This window comes from Actinomadura miaoliensis (assembly GCF_039536785.1).
GTDB classification, from domain to species: Bacteria; Actinomycetota; Actinomycetes; order Streptosporangiales; family Streptosporangiaceae; genus Spirillospora; species Spirillospora miaoliensis.
Genome location: NZ_BAAAZG010000087.1, coordinates 42,994 through 62,369, shown reverse-complemented (window position 1 = coordinate 62,369; position 19,376 = coordinate 42,994). Strand labels below are relative to the sequence as shown.

Annotated in this window: 14 protein-coding genes and 1 tRNA gene; 8 read left to right on the top strand and 7 right to left on the bottom strand. The window is 72.9% G+C overall.

The genetic code is table 11. From position 1 onward, the window contains the following. The first annotated feature begins 3 nt into the window (after positions 1-3). The 3 genes from ABD811_RS43245 (at position 4) to ABD811_RS43235 (ending at position 2,953) form a co-directional block, all read left to right on the top strand. The gene (locus ABD811_RS43245) at positions 4-1,278 is read left to right on the top strand and encodes a class I SAM-dependent methyltransferase (RefSeq protein WP_344959514.1); all 1,275 of its coding nucleotides are present in this window, start codon (positions 4-6) and stop codon (positions 1,276-1,278) included. 210 nt (positions 1,279-1,488) lie between these two features. Then, positions 1,489-1,561 (top strand) — tRNA-Leu (locus tag ABD811_RS43240). A gap of 579 nt (positions 1,562-2,140) precedes the next feature. Then, positions 2,141-2,953: a Bax inhibitor-1/YccA family protein gene (locus ABD811_RS43235; RefSeq protein WP_344959512.1), complete on the top strand. Its 813-nt coding sequence runs from the start codon at positions 2,141-2,143 to the stop codon at positions 2,951-2,953. Positions 2,954-3,420: 467 nt separating this feature from the next. Here the strand turns inward: ABD811_RS43235 and ABD811_RS43230 are convergent, their stop codons facing one another. From ABD811_RS43230 to ABD811_RS43220, 3 genes are all read right to left on the bottom strand, one after another. Further along, the gene (locus ABD811_RS43230; RefSeq protein ID WP_344959510.1) at positions 3,421-3,648 is read right to left on the bottom strand and encodes a DUF4287 domain-containing protein; all 228 of its coding nucleotides are present in this window, start codon (positions 3,646-3,648) and stop codon (positions 3,421-3,423) included. A gap of 193 nt (positions 3,649-3,841) precedes the next feature. Then, a complete protein-coding gene (locus ABD811_RS43225) occupies positions 3,842-5,062 on the bottom strand; it encodes an acetyl-CoA C-acetyltransferase (RefSeq protein ID WP_344959508.1) in 1,221 nt (406 codons plus the stop codon). A gap of 106 nt (positions 5,063-5,168) precedes the next feature. Further along, on the bottom strand, positions 5,169-6,206 hold the full coding sequence (locus tag ABD811_RS43220; RefSeq protein ID WP_344959506.1) for an SGNH/GDSL hydrolase family protein: 1,038 nt from the start codon (positions 6,204-6,206) through the stop codon (positions 5,169-5,171). Between the two features lie 173 nt (positions 6,207-6,379). On the opposite strand from ABD811_RS43220, the gene ABD811_RS43215 reads away from it, so the two are divergent. Beyond that, positions 6,380-7,750 (top strand): cystathionine beta-synthase, encoded by a 1,371-nt coding sequence (locus tag ABD811_RS43215; RefSeq protein ID WP_344959504.1) that lies wholly within the window; start codon positions 6,380-6,382, stop codon positions 7,748-7,750. A gap of 276 nt (positions 7,751-8,026) precedes the next feature. On the opposite strand, the gene ABD811_RS43210 is transcribed toward ABD811_RS43215, so the two are convergent. After that, on the bottom strand, positions 8,027-10,183 hold the full coding sequence (locus ABD811_RS43210; protein ID WP_344959502.1) for an MMPL family transporter: 2,157 nt from the start codon (positions 10,181-10,183) through the stop codon (positions 8,027-8,029). 234 nt (positions 10,184-10,417) lie between these two features. Between ABD811_RS43210 and ABD811_RS43205 the strand changes: the two genes are divergently transcribed. Then, positions 10,418-11,566: a cystathionine gamma-synthase gene (locus ABD811_RS43205; protein WP_344959500.1), complete on the top strand. Its 1,149-nt coding sequence runs from the start codon at positions 10,418-10,420 to the stop codon at positions 11,564-11,566. A 123-nt stretch (positions 11,567-11,689) separates the two neighbouring features. After that, positions 11,690-12,817 carry an alpha/beta fold hydrolase gene (locus ABD811_RS43200; RefSeq protein WP_344959498.1) on the top strand — a complete coding sequence of 376 codons (1,128 nt, stop codon included), beginning with the start codon at positions 11,690-11,692 and terminating at the stop codon, positions 12,815-12,817. Between the two features lie 90 nt (positions 12,818-12,907). On the opposite strand, the gene ABD811_RS43195 is transcribed toward ABD811_RS43200, so the two are convergent. The 3 genes from ABD811_RS43195 to ABD811_RS43185 form a co-directional block, all read right to left on the bottom strand. Further along, the gene (locus tag ABD811_RS43195) at positions 12,908-13,453 is read right to left on the bottom strand and encodes a hypothetical protein (RefSeq protein ID WP_344959496.1); all 546 of its coding nucleotides are present in this window, start codon (positions 13,451-13,453) and stop codon (positions 12,908-12,910) included. Positions 13,454-13,559: 106 nt separating this feature from the next. After that, on the bottom strand, positions 13,560-15,542 hold the full coding sequence (locus ABD811_RS43190) for a vWA domain-containing protein (RefSeq protein WP_344959494.1): 1,983 nt from the start codon (positions 15,540-15,542) through the stop codon (positions 13,560-13,562). Positions 15,543-15,587: 45 nt separating this feature from the next. Then, on the bottom strand, positions 15,588-17,042 hold the full coding sequence (locus ABD811_RS43185) for a sigma 54-interacting transcriptional regulator (RefSeq protein ID WP_344959492.1): 1,455 nt from the start codon (positions 17,040-17,042) through the stop codon (positions 15,588-15,590). Positions 17,043-17,204: 162 nt separating this feature from the next. Here ABD811_RS43185 and ABD811_RS43180 point away from each other — a divergent pair, with 162 nt between their 5' ends. Continuing rightward, positions 17,205-18,368, top strand: a complete 1,164-nt coding sequence (locus ABD811_RS43180) for an FIST signal transduction protein (protein ID WP_344959490.1) — start codon at positions 17,205-17,207, stop codon at positions 18,366-18,368. Beyond that, positions 18,361-19,305, top strand: a complete 945-nt coding sequence (locus ABD811_RS43175) for an ROK family protein (protein ID WP_344959488.1) — start codon at positions 18,361-18,363, stop codon at positions 19,303-19,305. The genes ABD811_RS43180 and ABD811_RS43175 overlap by 8 nt, the downstream gene beginning before the upstream one ends. Positions 19,306-19,376: the final 71 nt, after the last annotated feature.

Sequence of the window (19,376 nt, the reverse complement as noted above, 5' to 3'; positions counted from 1 at the left end):
ATTGTGAGGAACGACGGGGTCGCCGCCAGGCTGGCACCGCTGCTGGCCCGGATCATGCTGGGGGCGGACGAGGACGGGCAGGCCGCGGACGACCTGCCGATACGGGTCCGGGCGTGGGACGGCAGCGCCATCGGGCCGGCCGGAGCGCCCACCTTCGTCATCCGGCACCGCCGGGCGCTGCGCCGCCTGCTGTGGAAACCCGGCGAGATGGGCCTGGTACGCGCCTACGTCGCCGGCGAACTGGACATCGAGGGCGACGTCTTCGCCGCGCTCGGCGCCGTGCAGCGCGTCATGCGCAGCGGCGACGAGCCCATCCGGCTCAGCAGCGACGACAAGCGCGAGATCGTGCGCACCGCCGTCACCCTCGGCGCGGTCGGCCCCGAGCCCAAGCCACCGCCGGAGGAGTTCCCCACCGGCGGCCGCGGCGACGTGGACGGACCGCTGCGCGAGTCCGCGGCGTTCTTCGCCCGCCTGCTCGGCCCGAGCATGGCGCACGGCACCGGCCTGTGGGACGAGGCCGTCGACCTCGAGGAGGCCCAGCGGGCCGCCCTCGGCCAGGTCACCGAGCGGCTCGGCCTGTTCCCCGGCGCGCGCGTGCTCGACCTCAACTGCGGCTGGGGCGCGCTGACCGTCCCCGCCGCCTGCGACCACGGCGCCCGCGTGGTGGCGCTGGCGCGCTCCCGCGCCCAGGTCGACCACGTCCGCGAACGAGCCGAGGAGGCGGGCGTCGCCGACCGTGTCGAGGTGGGCCTGCGCGACGCCGATCTCACCGGCGCGGGCGACGGCCCGTACGACGCCATCGTCGGCCTGGCGGGCCTGGAGACGCTCGACCGCGCCTTCCCCCGGTTGTACGAGCTGCTGGCCCCGGGCGGGCGCCTGCTGCTCCAGCAGGCGGTGCGCCGCCCCGGCCGCCACCGCATCCGCCGCACCTTCACCACCAGCTACATGTTCCCCGAGGACGGCGAACTGCGGCCGCTCGCCGAGCTGGTCGGCACGCTGGAGGAGGCGGGCCTGGAGGTGCGCGGCGTCGGCGCGCTGCGCGAGCACCACGCCCGCACGCTGCGGGCCTGGGCGGCGAACCTGCAACGCCGCTGGGACGAGTGCGCCGAACTGGCCGGACCCGGCCGCGCCCGGGTGTGGCTGCTCTACCTCGCCGCCTCCGCGCTGGCCTGCGAGAGCGGCCGCGTCGGCGTCCACGAAATATGCGCCATCCGCCGCGACCGCGACGGACGCGCCGGCGCCACCCTGGTGGAGGGACGAGCCGTTATGAGCGGCTGAGCCGTACCTTTTCCCGGCTTCGCCGCCCCCGGCCGCAAAACCACCGTCCCCACACTCAGCCCCACGATCACCCCGCTGACCAGCCCGTTCCCGCCGACACTCGGAGGCTCCCGACCCGTTTCCGCCCGTTCCGCCCCCGCTTGATACCAAATGTCGCGCCCCTCGAATATCCCTAGCGGAGCGTTCAAAGAACCCGGGTATGATTACGCCGCCCCTGTAGCCCAATGGCAGAGGCAGGCTCCCTAAAAGAGCTTTTGTGTCGGTTCGAATCCGACCGGGGGCACGAGGCGGGCGAAGTATGCTCGTCGAGCTTTGCTCGGCTTCGCCGATGGCCCGCAGTGTTTACCCAGGGGGGCGACCCCCTGGAACCCCCGCCGGGGCGGGGAAGGTGTGCTCGTCGAGCTTTGCTCGGCTTCGCTGATGGCCCGCAGTGTTTACCCAGGGGGGCGACCCCCTGGAACCCCCGCCGAGGCGGGTGAACTGTGCTGGCCGAGCTTTGCTCGGCTTCGCCGATGGCCCGCAGTGTTTACCCAGGGGGGCGACCCCCTGGAACCCCCGCCAGGGGCGCGGCACGGCCCCGCTGCGCGGGGCCGTGCCGCGCACGCGCGTGGTGGGCGCCCCCTGACGGGGCCGCTCACCACGCGCACGCGCTGGTTTTCGTTCCTTGTGGAGGGGCGGCAAGACCATGTGGGTTGCGGCGTGAAGGGGTGGGGTGGGTTTTGGGTTGGGTGCGGGTGGTGTTTGGGACGGCGGTGGCACTGTGATGCGGGACCGATACCAAGCCGTCATATCTCTGGGGAACATTGGGAATGCCTGCCACGTCTAGACTGATCGAAGAGGTCAGCCACTGTGGAGGCTACTGATGGAGAGCAGGAACCCGGCCTTCCGGGGCAATGCCTTCGGGCGGCAGGCGGGAGGGGGCGGCTACGGCGCGCCGCCGCCTCAGCAACTGCATGAGATGTACAACGCGCCCTCCTACGCGCCGTCCGCGCCCCCGGCCACCCGGCCGATGACCATCGACGACGTCGTCGTCCGCGGGTTCCTCACGCTGCTGACGCTGGTGGTCGCCGCGGCGCTGGCGTGGACGCTGGTGCCCGCCGAGCTGGCCATGCCGGTGCTGGCCGTGGCGGTCATCGCCGAGGTGGGGATCTGGGCCTTCATCACCTTCGGGCAGAAGGCCAACGCGCCGCTGGTGCTGGCGTTCGCCGCGGTGTACGGCGTCGCGGTCGGGATCGTCAGCCACGCCTACAACGATCTCTACCACGGCGTGGTGTTCCAGGCGGTGGTCGGCACCGCGCTGGCGTTCGGGGCGATGCTCGCCGTCCACTCGCTGCGCATCATCCGCGTCACCCCCAAGTTCGCCAGGTACGTCCTCGCGGCGGGCTTCGCGATGGTCGGGCTGATGCTGGTCAACGTGGTCGTCCAGCTGTTCGGCGCCGAGGACGGCATCGGCATCCGCGACCCCGGCAACCCGATGGCCTACGTGTTCAGCGTGGCCGCCATCCTGCTCGGCTGCCTGTTCCTGCTCCTGGACTTCGACTCCATCGAGCAGGGCGTGCGGGCCGGGGCGCCCGAGAAGTTCGCCTGGTACTGCGCGTTCGGGCTGGTGCTCAGCCTCGTGTGGATCTACCTGGAGCTGCTGAGGTTCCTGTCCTACTTCTCCGGCCGCGACTGACCGCGAGAAACGTCCCAGACGAGAATCCGCCCCCGCATCGGCGTCGAGCCGGTGCGGGGGCGGATCCGTTACGGGGCGGACTCTGCGCCACGGGCCGAAACGCGCAGCGCCACGGCGTGCGGGGGCATTCCTTGGGCGGGTCCGTCCCGTCACACCCGGTCGTCAACGCCGACAGCGCCGGCGAACGAACGTCGTGAAACGGCCCGGGTGCTATGAGGTTGTGTTCGTCCGTCGCGACGACGAACGGGTCCAGAGGGTTCTCCCCTGGGAGGTATTGCAGGGTTGTGGTGTCCGGTCGGCTCTGCCAGTCGAGTCCTTACGGCCCGGACGGGGCAGGGAGTGTCTCCCTGTGCTGCTCCGGTCGAGCACCTTCGGCCCGGACGGGGTTCCAGGGGGCGTCCCCCTGGGTGACACGGGGCGGTGGCGAAGGTGAGCGGGGCTCACCGAGCACACTGCTCCCCCCGCGATCAGTAGTGCCGGGCGCGGCGGGTGCGTTCGTGTTCGCGGACGAGGGCGGCGGCGTATCCGTACGAGATGCCGTGCTCCTCGGCGAGCCAGTTGCAGCGTTCCTCGCAGCGCAGGAACGACGGGCCGTTCTCGATGGCGGTGAACCACTCGGGCAGGTCACGTCCTGTGACCGTGGGGATGCGGGCGATCAGCTTGCTGTGCGTCTCCGGCGAGTGGTTCAGGGACAATTGGCACCTCCAGGTTGGCGGGGCTCTTCCTTGGACTGTGCAACACCACGCCGGAAGTGACAACCCCCTAACGGGGACCTATCTTTGTCGTAACGTAGATCATTTGTAACGTGCCGGGGCGCGGCGCCCGCCGCTGTGCTGCCGGACGGGCGTCGCGCACCAGCAGATCGTGCGTGACCGGCTCCGGTCGGACTCAGGACAGCCGCTCGACCACCATCGCCATGCCCTGGCCGCCGCCGACGCACATGGTCTCCAGTCCGAACTGCTTGTCGTGGAAGCGCAGGCTGTTGAGCAGGGTGGAGGTGATGCGGGCGCCGGTCATGCCGAACGGGTGGCCGACCGCGATGGCGCCGCCGTTGACGTTGAGTTTGTCCAGGTCGACGCCCAGCTCCTCGGCGGACGGCAGCACCTGGGCGGCGAACGCCTCGTTGATCTCGACGAGGTCGATGTCGTCGATGGTCATGCCCGCCCGCGCCAGCGCCCGGCGGGACGCCTCGACCGGGCCGAGGCCCATGATCTCGGGGGACAGCGCGGACACGCCGGTGGACACGATCCGCGCCAGCGGGGTGATGCCGAGTTCGGCGGCCTTGGTGTCGCTCATGATGACCACGGCCGCGGCGCCGTCGTTGAGCGGGCAGCAGTTGCCGGGGGTGACCGTCCCGTCGGGGCGGAAGGACGGCTGCAGCGCCGCGACCTTCTCGTAGGTGGTGCCCGGGCGGGGGCCGTCGTCCTTCTCGACGACGGTGCCGTCGGGGAGGGTGACGGGGGTGATGTCGGCGGCCCAGAAGCCGTTGGCGATGGCCTTCTCGGCGAGGTTCTGGGAGCGGACGCCGAACTCGTCCTGCGCCTGCCGGGAGACGCCGCGCAGCTGGGCGACGTTCTCGGCGGTCTGGCCCATGGCGATGTAGATGTCGGGGAGCCGGCCGTCCTCGCGCGGGTCGCGCCAGGTGTCGGCCTCGCCCTCCGAGCGCTTGGCGGTGCGCGCCACCGCGTCGTTGAACACCGGGTTCTGGGTGTCGGGCAGGCCGTCGCTGCTGCCCTTGGCGAACCGGGACACCATCTCCACGCCCGCCGAGACGATCACGTCGGCCTCGCCCGCCTTGATCGCGTGGAAGGCCATCCGGGTGGTCTGCAGGGACGAGGAGCAGTAGCGGGTGACGGTGGCGCCGGGCACCTGGTCCCAGCCGAGCAGCACCGCGACGACGCGGGCCATGTTGTAGCCCTGCTCGCCGCCGGGCAGGCCGCAGCCGAGCAGCAGGTCGTCGACCTGGCCCGGGTCCAGCTGCGGCACCTTGGCCATGGCCGCCCTGATCATCTCGGCGGTGAGGTCGTCGGGGCGCAGGTCCTTCAGCGAACCCTTGAAGGCGCGTCCGATGGGGGAGCGCGCGGTGGCGACGATGACTGCCTCGGGCATTGCGGATCTCCTCGTGTCAGCGGCCGATGCCGGTGTTACCCGCTGGTCACTTGAAATCTAACAGGCGGGGATCCGCCGCCCATGACCCGGCTCACACCGCGGGGGGCTAGGCCGCTCCGTGCCGGACCGCCTCGGGATCGTCGGGTTCCTCGGCGGTCTCGCCGACCTCGCGGCGCCGCAGCAGGGTGGCCCAGCGGCCCCGGGGGCCGCGCTCGCGGCCCGCGACCCGGGTGCCGGCGACCTCGGTGCCGGGCTCCTCGGCGGCCTCGGCGGCGGCCAGGTAGACGGGCAGGACGCCCTCGCCGCGCCGCACGTCCGGCAGCTCCTCGGGTTCGGGCTCCAGCCCGAGCGCCGCGGCCATCGACGGCAGGACGGCGGCGGCCGCCGCGGCGTAGCCCCGGGCGGACGGGTGGTAGCGGTCCGCGCTGAACATCTCGTGCGGGTCGGCCTCGAACTCGCGGCCGAGCAGGTCGCCCAGCGACACGGTCCGCCCGCCGCGTTCGACGACCGCGATGGTCTGCGCGGCGGCGAGCTGGCGGCTGGCGCGGCGGGCGATCCACCGCAGCGGCTGCATCACCGGCTGCACCGAGCCGAGGTCGGGACAGGTGCCGACGACCACCCGGCAGCCCGCGCCGTGCAGCCGCTCCACGGCCGCGGCCAGGTGGCGCACCGACTCGGCGGCGGGCACCCGGGCCGTGACGTCGTTGGCGCCGATCATGATGACGGCGACGTCGGGACGGGCGGCCAGGGCCTTGTCCACCTGGTCGGGCAGCGCCTCGGAACGGGCCCCGGACAGCGCCACGTTGGTCAGCCGCACCGGACGTCCCGCGATCGACGACAGGCCCGCCGCCAGCAGCGCGGCGGGCGTCTCGTCGGGCTCGTGCACGCCCAGCCCGGCCGCGGTGGAGTCGCCCAGCATCACGAACGAGAGCGGTGCGGCCGACGCCTCGCCGTCCCCGGCGCCGCCCCCGTACAGCCCGTCGGCGACCGGAGGGGCGCCGTTCGGCGTGGCCTGGATGATCCGGCGGGCGAGCTTGGCCTCGACGACGATGAGTCCGAAGGTCAGGCCCCCGAGGGCGGTGAGGCCCCCGCCCCCGTAGGCGGCGGCCGTCGCGATGCGGCGTGCCGTCAACGCTCTCAGCATCGTCCGTCGACCCTCCGTAACCGGCGGGCGCGGACCGTCACCGGAACGTGCCCGCCGCCGTCTCACTGGGCTACCGTCAGGAATTGGAATCTATCCGAACCCACATCCCTTCCCGGCGCGGCACACGCTGGTTGAACAGGGATGTAACAAACTGATTCGACAAGGATGTCGCGGTGCAGGTACACGATTCGCTGGTCGAGCTGATGGGTGACACCCCGCTCGTCCGGCTGCGCAAAGTCACCGCCGGGCTGCGCCCACAGGTGCTGGCCAAGGTGGAGTACTTCAATCCCGGCGGCTCGGTCAAGGACCGCATCGCGGTCCGCATGATCGACGCCGCCGAGGAGTCCGGCCTGCTGCGGCCGGGCGGCACGATCGTCGAGCCGACCTCCGGCAACACCGGGGTGGGGCTGGCCATCGTCGCGCAGGAGCGCGGCTACCGCTGCGTCTTCGTGTGCCCGGACAAGGTCGCCAAGGACAAGCTGGACGTGCTGCGCGCGTACGGCGCCGAGGTCGTGGTCTGCCCGACTGCGGTGCCGCCCGAGCACCCCGAGTCGTACTACTCGGTGTCCGACCGGCTGGCCGCCGAGATCCCCGGGGCGTGGAAGCCGAACCAGTACGTCAACCCGGGCAACCCGCGCTCGCACTACGAGACCACCGGCCCGGAGATCTGGAAGCAGACCGACGGGCGGATCACCCACTTCGTGGCGGGCATCGGCACCGGGGGCACGATCAGCGGCGTCGGACGCTACCTCAAGGAGGCGTCCGGCGGACGGGTCAAGGTGATCGGCGCCGACCCCGAGGGCTCGGTGTACTCGGGCGGCAGCGGCCGTCCGTACCTGGTGGAGGGCGTCGGCGAGGACATCTGGCCGGAGACCTACGACCGGACGATCTGCGACCAGGTCATCGCGATCTCCGACAAGGAGTCGTTCACCATGACCCGGCGGCTGGCCCGCGAGGAGGCGCTGCTGGTCGGCGGGTCCTGCGGGATGGCGGTGGCGGCCGCGCTGCGGGTCGCCGCGGACGCCGACGAGGACGCGGTGATCGTGGTGCTGCTGCCGGACGGCGGCCGCGGCTACCTGTCGAAGATCTTCAACGACGACTGGATGGCCGACTACGGCTTCCTCACCCCGTCCACCGAGGAGGCCCGGGTCGGCGAGGTGCTCACCCGCAAGAGCGGGCAGCTGCCGGAGTTCGTGCACGTCCACCCGCACGAGAGCGTGGAGACCGCCATCGCGATCATGCGCGAGTACGAGGTGTCGCAGCTCCCGGTGATGAAGGAGGAGCCGCCGGTCATGGCGGCCGAGGTGGTCGGCTCGGTCGCCGAGCGGGACCTGCTGGACCTGCTGGTGCGCGACCGCGGCTCGCTGGGCGACACCATCGGGACGCACATGTCGGCGCCGCTGCCGACGATCGGCTCCGGCGAGCCGGTGAGCAAGGCCGTGGAGGTCTTGGAGAAGGCGGGCGCGCTGGTCGTGCTCGTCGACGGCAAGCCCAAGGGCCTGCTCACCCGCCAGGACCTGCTCGCCTTCCTCGCCGGCGGGTAGCCGGGATCGAGCGCCGGCCCGCGCAGCCGGGTCACGCGGCCGGGTTGCGTGGCCGGGGCGAGTAGCCGCCCTTGGACGCGGCGAAGCGCCGGGGCCCCTGCGCAAAGGGGGCTCCGGCGCTTCGGTTTCTTCCCCGGGTGTTGGGCCGCGGGCCGCCGGCGGTGTGGGCGGCTTGATCGGCCGGCGTTCCGCGGCCCAACGTCTCTATCGGTCACGGGGGCGGTGCCCCCGGTCGGAGGCGGCCCGCCGAGGGGCGGGCCGCCGGGGCGGGACCCGCTAGGTGCGGGCCCCCGTGCCGGCGTACTCCTCCTCCAGCGGGCCGGCCTTGCCGGACGAGGCGGGCCGGTCGCCGTGCCCGGGCCACCAGGCCCGGTGGCCGAGCAGCGCGGTGACGCCCGGCACCAGGAAGATCGACATCACGAAGGCCGACAGGGCGATGCCGATGGCGATCGAGAAGCCCATCTGCTGCAGCATCGAGACCTCGGCCAGCAGCATCACCGAGAAGGTGCCGGCCAGGATCAGGCCCGCCGCGGCGACCGTGGGGCCGCCGTGCTCCACCGCCAGGGCGGCGGCGCGCCGCGGCTCGTGCCCCTCCTTGGCCTCCTCGCGCAGCCGCGCGGTCATCAGGATGTTGTAGTCCGTCCCGATGGCCAGCACGAACAGGTACAGCATGATCGGCAGGTGGAAGACCTCGCCGGCCTCGCCCATCAGGCCCTGGAAGACGTACACCGCGGCGCCCATGGTGGCGGCGAAGCCGAGCAGCACCGCCGGCACCAGGTACAGCGGGGCGACCACCGAGCGCAGCAGGAGCAGCAGGATCAGCGCGATCAGCACCCCCGCCACCGGCAGGATGACCGACAGGTCGCGGTTGACGACCTTGTTGATGTCGCCGTAGATGGCGGTCTCGCCGCCGACGAGCATCTTCGTGCCCGGCGGGGTGATCTTGTGGGCCGCGGGCCGCAGGTCGTCCTTGACCAGGTTGATCGAGTCGTTGGATACGGGGTTCTTCTTGAGCAGCAGGTCCACCTGGACGACCCGGCCGCCCGGTGCGGGCTGGGCGGGCTGCACGCCGCCCACCCCCGGCAGCGACCCGGCCTGCTGCCGGAACGACTCGATGGCGGTCTTGGGGATCGGCTGCCCGTTCTCGGACTGCAGGTAGACCTGGACGGGCTTGGTCAGACCGGCCGGGAAGGCGCTCTGCATGTCCTTCATGGCCTCCGCGGACTCGGTGTTCTCCGGGAAGCTGGACTGGAAGTCGTAGTCGGCCTTGAAACCGACCGCCCCGACCGCCAGGACGACCAGCAGCGCGCCGGAGACCAGCGCCACCAGCGCCGGGCGCCGCCCGACCATCCGGCCGAGACCGGAGGAGACCCGCGCCTTCGGCTGCTGCTTCCACGACTTGGACGGCCAGAAGACCGCCGGGCCCAGCAGCGACACGATCGCCGGGAACACCGTCAGCGACGTGATGCCCATGACCAGCACGCCGATGGCCAGCGACGGGCCCCACGCGGAGAAGATGCCGAACGAGGCCAGCATCAGCACCAGGAAGGTCACCGCGATGGCGGCCGCGGCCGAGGTGATGACCTCGCCGACCCGCTCCATCGCCACGATCATCGCGGTCTTCTTGTCGTCGCCGGCGCGCAGCCGCTCCCGGTAGCGGAACAGTACGAACAGGTAGTAGTCGGCGCCGATGCCGAACAGCACGATCGTCATGATGATCTGCAGGCTGTCGTCGCCGGTGAAGTCCAGCAGCCTGGACGCCGTCCCGATCAGGCCGGCGGCCATGGCCTCGGTCAGCATGATCACGATGATCGGCAGGATCGCCGCGATGGGCGCCCGGAAGATCACCAGGATCAGCCCGATGATCAGCACGAAGGTGCCGACGGTCACCAGGATGAACGAGGTGTTGAAGGAGTCCTCGTTGTCGGTGAACGTGGCGACGTCACCGCCGACGTTGGCGGTCAGCCCGGACCCCAGCACGCCCGGCAGGTCCTTGCGGATGTCCTTGACCGCGTCGCCCTGCTTGGTCGCCTCGTCCGGGGTCGTCCCCTTCATGGGGACGCTGATGAGCTGGATCTTCTTGTTGGGCGCCACCGTCTGCGGGCCGGTCGCGAACGCCTGCACCGTCGGGTACTTCTTGGCGGTCAGCGCCTGCGCGGCCTGCCCGATCTTCGCGGTGTCGGCCGCGGTGAGCTGCCCGCCGTCGGACCGCTTCACCACGATCAGCGTGGTGGCGTCGGCCTGCTGCGGGAAGGACTTCTGCGCCAGTTCGGCGGCCTGCACGGCCTCGTAGGAGGACGGCAGGAACTCGCTCTGGTCGGACTCGGTCTTCAGCGAGGGTGACAGGAAGACGATGGCGACCCAGGCCACCGCCCATGTCAGGAGCGTCAGCCAGGGGTGTCTGACCACCACGCGGGCCAGGCGTGCGAACATGCGGTTTCCTTCAATGGGGGAGAGCGGTACGCCGCGAGCCCGGGGCTCGCGAACTCGGGGCCGCCCGGCGTGCGGGGTCGCCGGAGCGGGATCAGTCAGTCATCTCTGGATACGGTTCAACGGTAGGGATCGGCCCGGCGAAAGTGGTCAACCCGGGAGCCGAAATCGGGGCTGATACCTACGGGGGACCACCTCCTCCCGAAGGAGTGGCGAGGGGCGGATAGCCTCGTGCTCATGGACGACGAGGTTCACCAGGGGTTCGAGACGCTGGCCATCCACGCCGGGCAGGAGCCCGACCCGGCCACGGGGGCGGTCGTGCCCCCGATCTACCAGGTCTCGACGTACAAGCAGGACGGCATCGGGGGGCTGCGCGGCGGCTACGAGTACTCCCGTTCGGCCAATCCGACGCGTACCGCACTGGAGGTATGCCTGGCCGAACTGGAGGGGGGAGCGCGGGGGCTGGCGTTCGCCTCCGGGCTGGCCGCCGAGGACGCCCTCCTGCGCACGGTGTGCGCGCCGGGCGACCACGTCGTCATCCCCGGTGACGCCTACGGCGGCACGTACCGGCTGTTCGCCAAGGTGTTCGAGCGCTGGGGGCTGGCGTACGATCCGGTGCCGCTCGGCGACGTGGCCGCGGTGCGCGCCGCCGTCCGTCCCGAAACGAAGATCATCTGGGTGGAGACGCCGACCAACCCGCTGCTCGGCGTGGCCGACATCGCCGCGCTGGCCGCCGTCGCGCACGAGGCGGGCGCCCTGCTGGTGGTCGACAACACCTTCGCCTCGCCCTACCTGCAGCGGCCGCTGGCGCTGGGCGCCGACGTGGTCGTCCACTCGACCACCAAGTACCTGGGCGGCCACTCCGACGTGGTCGGCGGCGCGCTGGTGGCGGCCGACGCCGACCTGGGGGAGCGCCTGGCGTTCCACCAGAACGCCATGGGCGCGGTGGCCGGGCCGTTCGACGCCTGGCTGACCCTGCGCGGCGTCAAGACGCTGGCGGTGCGGATGGACCGGCACTGCGCCAACGCCGCCGCTGTGGTCGACATGCTCACCGCGCACCCGGCCGTGAAGCAGGTGCTCTACCCGGGGCTGCCCGACCACCCGGGCCACGAGACCGCGGCCAAGCAGATGCGCGGCTTCGGCGGGATGGTGTCCTTCCGGATGGAGACGGAGGAGGCCGCCGTCCGGGTGTGCGAGCGGACGAAGCTGTTCACCCTCGGCGAGTCGCTGGGCGGGGTGGAGTCGCTGATCGAGCATCCGGCGCGGATGACCCACGCGTCGGTCGCCGGGTCGCCGCTGGAGGTCCCGGCCGACCTGGTGCGGCTGTCGGTCGGCATCGAGGACGCCGGCGACCTGCTGGCCGACCTGCGCCGCGCGCTCGGCTGACGTCATCGGCGAGATCATCGGCGACATCGTCGGCGGAGTCATCGGCGACGGCGTTGGCCCGGCGCGGACCGGGGACGCTCTATATGATGTGCGCACCAAGATCTCTTCAGGAAAGGGTCCGGGGTGCGCAAGGTATTGGTGAGCGGAGCGGCGTTCGCCGCCACCTGCATCGCGGCCGTCGCCGTGCCGGGCGGGGCCGCCCAGGCCACCGCGCCGACCCCGCCGCCCGGCGGTTCGGCGACGGCCGAGGCGACCGTCTCGCCGTCGTCGACGCCCTCGGCGCCGGAGCCGGACGCGTCGTCGGAGCCGTCCGGTCCGGCGGGCTCGTCGACGCCGTCGCAGGCCCCCGGTTCGCCGGGCGCGTCCGCTCCGGACACCGACACCGACTCGGTGACGTCGGCCCGGGCGGTGATGGTGACGCCCAGGCCGCCGCGCATGGTCACCTACGCCTACGGGTCCGCGCCGCGCCAGCGCCTCGACGCGTACTGGCGTCCGTCGCCGACCTCGTCATCGGCCGCGCGCGGGCAGGGCGCCCGGCAGGCCGAGAAGCCGCGTCCGGGCGTGCTGGTGCTGCACGGCGGTTACTGGCTCAGCGGTGACAAGAGCGGCTGGAAGTACTTCGCGCGCCGCCTCACCAACGAGGGCTTCGCGGTCTTCGCCGCCAACTACCGGCTGGCGGGCACCGCCGCCTGGCCCGCCCAGCGCGACGACGCCGAGGCCGCGCTCGACTACGTCAAGCGCAACGCCAAGCGCTGGAACGTCGACCCGGACCGGATCGTGGTGATCGGCTCGTCGGCCGGCGGGCTGCTGGCCACCCAGCTCGGCGCCTACGGCCAGGGCGCCCAGCGCGTCCGCGGGGTGGTCGCGCTGTCGCCGGTCAACACCCCGTACCTGGCCTACCAGGTCGGCGCCGAGCTGACCGCCACCCCCGGCCAGCGCAAGCTGCGCCGTGCCGTGGTCACGCTGCTGGGCTGCCGTCCCGGCCCCGAGAACGCCACCTGCTGGACGAAGGTCGACGACGCCAGCTCGGCCACCCACGCCTCGGCGGGCGACGCCCCGATGCTGCTCATGCACGGCACCACCGAGTTCGTCCCGCGCACGCAGAGCACCGGCCTGGCCGGGGCGCTCAACCGCGCCGGCGTGCCCGCCACGGTCACCACGGTGCCGGGCAGCATGCACGGGCCCGCGCTGATGGACAACCCGAGCGTCTACCCCCGGATCCTGTCCTTCCTCAAGGCCCGCACCCGCTGACCCGAGGCGGTAGCCGCTGACCCGAGGCAGTAGCCGCTGACCTGAGGCCGTAGCCGTTGAGCCCCGCCGAGCCCGGCGGGGCTCAACGCGCTAGGAGTACCAGATCATCAGGACGAGGATCACCAGCCAGATCACGGCCACCACGCCGGAGATCGCGGCGATGCGGCCGCGCTCCACCTGCGCGACGTCCTCGAACGTCGCGGCGGCGGCCGCCGGCCGGGCGGGTTCCTGCTCGCCCTCGGCCGCGGCGGGCTCCTTTCCGGCGGGCGCCGGTCCCGGCTGCGCCGCCTCGACGGGACGCGCCGCCTCCGCCGCCGCGAGCTCCAGCGCGTGCGCCGCCTTGCGCTGGTCGCGTTCGACGAGCACCAGCAGGGCCAGCGCCACCACGAACAGGGTCATGGACGCCGACAGCCACATCTGGTTGAACCGGCCCTTGGCCAGGAACAGCCCGAAGAGGAAGATCCCCAGGGTGCCCAGCCCGTAGATCCGCGTGACCCGGGTGAGGTAGCGCAGCACCACCACGTTGCCCTTGCGGATGTAGCGCGGGCTGGCCATGGTGGCGGCCGTCAGCGGCCCCAGCGTGAAGATCGCGAACCCGATGTGCAGGAAGAGCAGCAGCCGGTCGGTGGTCGACATAGAACCGACCCTAACGCTCGGCGACCGCGGCGGAGCGCCGGAGGAGCGAGGATTGCCCGATCGCTTGACGGGGGTTTGGGGGTCGCCCCCCAAACGATTACGCCCTTCAGCGGCGGCCGCGGCGCACCCGGAGGTAGTCGCTGACGACGTACTCGCCGAGCCGTTCGGCGTCGGGCGCGAACACCCGGCCGCCGTTTCGCCGGGCCACCTCCTCCACGAACGACACCAGGCGGCGGTCCTCGGCCAGCATGAACACGTTGAGGCAGGCGCCGCGCCGGGTCATCTTGTCGACCTCGGCCAGCGTCAGCACGAGGGTCTCGGGGGACGGCGGGTAGTCGAACAGGGACCGGCCGTCGGGGCGCAGGTGGGCGGTGGGCTCCCCGTCGGTGACCACCAGCACGATCGGCTCGAAGTCGGGGTGCCGGTCCAGGTGCCGGCCCGCGATCATCAGCGCGTGGTGCAGGTTGGTGCCCTGCACCATGTCCCAGTCCAGCCCGGCCATCTCGGTGGGATGCAGTACCCGGGCGTAGTTGGAGAACCCGATGATCTGGATGGCGTCCTGCGGGTACTTGCTGGTCACCAGGGTGTGCAGGGCCAGGGTGGTCTGCTTGGCCGCCGCCCAGGTGCCGCGCAGCACCATCGAGTACGACAGGTCGACCAGCAGGCACACGGCCGCGGCGGTGCGGCGTTCGGTCTCCTGCACCTCGAAGTCGTCGACGTCCAGTTTGACGCTGTTCAGCCGCACGCCGCCGCCCGCGCCGGGGCCCTCCATGGCGTTGCGGCGGATCGCGTTGCTCACCGTGCGGACGACGTCGAGGGGCTGCTCGTCGCCGAACCGCCAGGCCCGGCTGGAGCCGGTCAGCTCCCCGGCCTGCCCGGCGTCGCGCTGGTCGTGGTCGCCCTGCCGGCCGGAGGTGAGCTGGGCGAACACCCGGCGCAGCGCCGTCTCGCCGAGCCGCCGCACGGCCTTGGGCGTCAGTTCCAGGCCGCCGCGGCGGCGCTGCAGGTAGCCCTGGCGCTCCAGCTCGGCCTCGATGCGGCGCAGCTGCGCCAGGTCGTCGACGGCCTGGCGGCCCAGCGCGCGGCGCACCGCCTCCTCGTCGATGTCGTCCAGGCGCGCGCCCGGGTAGTCCTGGGCGAGCGCGGCCTCCAGGTCGGCCAGGTCGGCCAGCTCGGCGAGCGCGGTGGTGGCGTCGCCCATGCCGAGCGGGTCCTGCCCGGTCATCTGCTCCTGCCCGCCCCAGGCCAGGTCGGGACGGCGGGCGCGCAGCGCGTCGGTCAGCCGGGTCATCTCCATGGCCAGGCCCGCGTCCTGCATGACCTGGTCCATCAGCCCGGCCAGCTCGGCGCGCTGCTCGGGCGTCAGCGAGTCCAGCAGGCGCTCCATGGCGGCCGCGCGGCGGGCCAGGGAGTCGACCAGTTCCTCCAGATTCTCCGGGTTCTCGGGAAAGAAGTCCCCGTACTCCTGCATGAACCGGTCGAAGTCGGCCTGGGTGTGCTCGCCGCGGGCGTCCTTGTCGAGCATGTCGTTCAGCGCGGCCATCATGTCCTTGACGCGCCGCATCGCCTGGGGGTCCTGGCTGCTGAGGGCCTGCTTCATGCCCTGGAAGCGGGCGTCCAGCACCTCGCGCCGCAGCAGGTCCTTGATCTGCTCGTAGGTGGCGCGGGCCGCGTCGGACCGCCAGTCGTAGTCGGCCAGGCGCCGCACCGCCTGGGACGCGTCGGACGGCAGCGCGTCCAGTTCGGCCTCGCGCAGCCGGGCCTCGTCGCTCGGGTCGGGGAACAGCTCGGCCCGCTCCTGCCCGATCGCGGTGTCCAGCAGTGAGCGCACCTGTTCCAGCGTCCCGTCCAGGCGGCCGCGGTCGCGCAGCTCGCGGCGGCGGCGCCGCACCTCGCGCAGCAGGTCGTCCAGCCCGCGGCGGCCCTGCGCGCCGGGCAGGCCCCGGCGCAGCAGCTCGCGCAGCGCCTCCTCGGGGCGGGTCCCCTCCAGCACCGAGTCGCCCATCGCGTCCAGCGCGGCCCGCACGTCGTACGGCGGGGCCAGCGGGTCGGGCCCGCCCTCATAGGCCCCGTACCGGTAACGGCTCATCGAACCCCCAGGCTCTTGGGGACGGTCATGTGCGACTCGGGAAGGTCATGTGCGGTACGTGGCGGTGCCGTCGCCGCGTCCGGCCGCGGTGTCCTTGGAGAGCCGGCGGGTCAGGAACAGCCCCTCCAGGGCGAACTCCAGCGCCGCCGCGGCCTGCCCCGGCGACTCCCCGGTCATGTCCAGCCGTTCCATGATCTTGGCCAGGCCGGGGACGTGGCCGATGCGGCGCAGCAGCTCGGTGGCGGGCACCAGCTCGCCGGACTCCACGCTCTCGCCGGAGTCGAACTTGTCCAGCAGTCCGGACAGGTCGGCCCCGCCGAGGGTGCGGCGGTAGGTCTCGGCGATCGCCCGGCGCAGCAGGTGCTCCAGCACCTCCTGCTCGCGGCCCTCCTCGCTGACCTCGAACTCCACCTTGCCCATCAGCGACGGGACGACGGCGGGCAGGTCGCAGACCCGGGCCACGGCGTGCTCCTCGCCGGTCAGCGCGGCGCGGCGCACCGCCCCGGCGGCCACGGTCTCCGCGCCCGCCAGCGCGAACCGCGCCGACACCCCGGAACGGGCGTCCACCGCGGTCGACTCGCGCACCAGGCGGGTGAACCGGGCCACGATCTCCAGCAGGTGGGCCGGGACCTCGGCGGGCAGGTCGGCCGCCGCCTTGGTCAGCGGGGAGCCGTCGCCGGCGAAGAAGTCGAACTCGGCCTCCTGGCGGATGAGGTCCAGCTCGTCGTCCAGCTCCAGCGGGTAGTGGGTGCGGATCTCGGCGCCGAACCGGTCCTTCAGCGGCGTGATGATGCGGCCGCGGTTGGTGTAGTCCTCGGGGTTGGCGCTGGCCACCAGCAGCACGTCCAGCGGCAGCCGCAGCGCGTAGCCGCGGACCTGCACGTCGCGCTCCTCCAGCACGTTCAGCAGCGACACCTGGATGCGCTCGGCCAGGTCGGGCAGCTCGTTGATGCAGAAGACGCCCCGGTTGGTGCGCGGCACCAGGCCGAAGTGGACGGTCTCGGGGTCGCCCAGCGTGCGGCCCTCGGCCACCTTGATCGGGTCGACGTCGCCGATCAGGTCGCCGACGCCGGTGTCGGGGGTGGCCAGCTTCTCACCGTACCGCTCGTCGCGGTGCTTCCAGGTGACCGGCAGGTCGTCGCCCAGGTCGTCGGCCAGGCGGCGGCAGCGCACGCAGACCGGCGCGTACGGGTGGTCGTTGATCTCACAACCGGCGACGATCGGGGTCCACTCGTCCAGCAGGCCCGCGATGGTCCGGATCAGCCGCGTCTTGCCCTGGCCGCGCTCGCCCAGCAGCACCATGTCGTGCCCGGCGAGCAGGGCCCGCTCCACATGCGGCAGCACGGTGTCGTCGAACCCGACGATGCCCGGGAAGCGTGGTTCGCCCGCTTTCAGGCGGGCGAGCAGGTTGTGACGGATCTCGGCCTTCACCGACCGGTGGACATGGCCGCTCTCGCGCAGCCCGCCCCGCGTGGTCTCTGGAGGTGTGGATGGACGCACGCGATCGACACTACGTCGCGGACGCGGGCGGTCGCACCCCCGGAGGCGGGGTTTGGGTCCGCGGGCGGGCACGGGGGAGACTGGAAATGGTGAACGCACGACGGTGCGGGAACCCCCACGGTATGGGAACGCGGGACGCCGCGGACGAGGGAGGGGGCGCCGATGACGCGATTCGGTGACGGACTGGCCCTGGGCCCCGACCTGTCGGCCGCCGCCGAGTCGGCGGTCGAGCAGGCGATCGCGCCGCTGGACGGCAGCCCGGACCTTTTGTGCCTGTTCGTGTCCGGGCCGGACCCGAGCGAGGTGGAGGAGGCGGCGCGCCGGGCGATGCGCGGGGCGGGCGCCCGCGTCGTCGTGGGCTGCAGCGCCTCCGGGGTGATCGGCGGCGGCCGCGGGGTGGAGGACGAGAGGGCGGCCAGCGCGTGGGCGGCCGAGCTGCCCGGGGCGCGGCTGGAGCCGTTCCGGCTGGAGACCCTCAAGGCCGAGGACCGGCTCGTCGTGGTCGGCATGCCCGAGACCCGCGACGACGACGTGGTGGGCATGCTGCTGACCGACCCGTACACCTTCCCGGTGGACGCCTTCGTGGAGCGTTCGGCGGAGGCGCTGCCCGGCCTGCCGCTGGTCGGCGGCATGGCCGACGGCGGCGGACGCGGCGCCACCCGGCTGTTCCTCAACGGCGAGGTGCACGACTCGGGCGCGGTCGGGCTGGTGCTCGGCGGGCCGGTGGCCGCGGCCACCGTGGTCAGCCAGGGCGCCCGGCCGATCGGCCCCGACATGGTGGTCACCCGGGCCGACGACAACCTGGTGTACGAGCTGGCGGGCACCCCGGCGCTGGACAAGCTGGAGCAGATCGTGCTGGGCCTGCCCGAGGAGGAGCAGGAGCTGGCCGGGCGCGGCCTGCTGATCGGCCTGGCCATGGATGAGTACGCCGACGTGCACGAGTACGGCGACTTCCTGGTGCGCGGGGTGGTGGGCGCCGACACCGACAGCGGCGCCATCGCCATCGGCGACGTGGTGGAGGTCGGCCGCACCGTGCGGTTCCAGGTGCGCGACGCCGGAGCCGCCGACCAGGACCTGGCCGACCTGCTGGAGCGCTTTGACCTGACCCCGGTGGAGGGGGCGCTGCTGTTCTCCTGCAACGGGCGCGGCCGGGCCATGTTCCCCGACTCCGACCACGACGCCAAGATGCTGACCCGCGCGTTCGGGCCCGCGGGCGTCGGCGGTTTCTTCGCCGCCGGGGAGATCGGCCCCGTCGCCGGGCGCAACCACGTGCACGGGTTCACCGCGTCCATCCTGGCCTTCGGCCCGGCCGAGGCCGATGACTGAGCCGGTGGTCCTGGCCGTCGACATCGGCGGCACGAAGATCGCCGCGGCGGTGGTGGACGGCGACGGCCGGATCGTCGCGGAGGGCAGGACGCCCACGCTCGCCCAGGAGACCCCCGAGGTGCTGTGGAAGGCGCTGACGGACCTTCTGGACGAGGTGCACGCCGACGCGGGCCGCCCGTCCCCGGCCGGGGTCGGCGTGGGCTGCAGCGGACCGATGACCTGGCCGGACGCCGAGGTGTCGCCGCTGAACATCCCGGCCTGGCGCGGGTTTCCGCTGCGGCGGCGGCTCAGCGAGCGCTACCCGGGCCTGCCGGTGCGGGTGCACAACGACGCGGTGTGCGTCGCCGTCGGCGAGCACTGGCGGGGCGCCGGACGCGGCCACGGCAACGTCCTGGGCATGGTGGTGTCCACCGGCGTCGGCGGCGGGCTGGTGCTCGGCGGCCGCCTGGCGGACGGGGCGTCCGGCAACGCCGGGCACGTCGGGCACATCGTCGTCGAGCCCGGCGGCCCGCCGTGCCCGTGCGGGGGACGCGGCTGCCTGGAGGCCGTGGCCAGCGGACCGTCCCTGCTCCGCTGGGCCCGGGGCGAGGGCTGGCGCCCGGACGACCCCGACGCCACCGGCGCCGACCTGGCCGCCGACGCCCTCGCCGGGCATCGTCTCGCCCGGGAGGCCGTGCGGCGCGCGGGCCGCGCGGTGGGTGTCGCGCTGGCGTCCGCCACCCACCTGTGCGACCTGGACACGGCGGTGATCGGCGGCGGGGTGTCGCAGGTCGGCGCGCCGCTGTTCGACGCGGTGCGCGAGGCGCTGGACGTCCACGCCCGCATGGACTTCGCGCGGCGCCTGCGGGTCGTCCCGACCGCACTCGGCCAGTCCTCCGGCCTGATCGGCGCCGCCGCCCTCGTGCTCGCCGGCGACCGCTACTGGACGGCTGGCTGACCCTCCGCAGGGCCGGGCCCCACCGGCGGCCGCCGGCGGCGGCGCGCGGCACGGTCCGCGTGGGAGGATCA

Bases quoted from the DNA above. Each gene is read 5' to 3' on its own strand.
- ABD811_RS43210 (WP_344959502.1), bottom strand. From the start codon at position 10,183: ATGTTCGCACGCCTGGCCCGCGTGGTGGTCAGACACCCCTGGCTGACG.
- ABD811_RS43190 (WP_344959494.1), bottom strand. From the start codon at position 15,542: ATGAGCCGTTACCGGTACGGGGCCTATGAGGGCGGGCCCGACCCGCTG.
- ABD811_RS43220 (WP_344959506.1), bottom strand. From the start codon at position 6,206: ATGCTGAGAGCGTTGACGGCACGCCGCATCGCGACGGCCGCCGCCTAC.
- ABD811_RS43235 (WP_344959512.1), top strand. From the start codon at position 2,141: ATGGAGAGCAGGAACCCGGCCTTCCGGGGCAATGCCTTCGGGCGGCAG.
- ABD811_RS43225 (WP_344959508.1), bottom strand. From the start codon at position 5,062: ATGCCCGAGGCAGTCATCGTCGCCACCGCGCGCTCCCCCATCGGACGC.
- ABD811_RS43205 (WP_344959500.1), top strand. From the start codon at position 10,418: ATGGACGACGAGGTTCACCAGGGGTTCGAGACGCTGGCCATCCACGCC.
- ABD811_RS43180 (WP_344959490.1), top strand. From the start codon at position 17,205: ATGACGCGATTCGGTGACGGACTGGCCCTGGGCCCCGACCTGTCGGCC.
- ABD811_RS43175 (WP_344959488.1), top strand. From the start codon at position 18,361: ATGACTGAGCCGGTGGTCCTGGCCGTCGACATCGGCGGCACGAAGATC.
- ABD811_RS43195 (WP_344959496.1), bottom strand. From the start codon at position 13,453: ATGTCGACCACCGACCGGCTGCTGCTCTTCCTGCACATCGGGTTCGCG.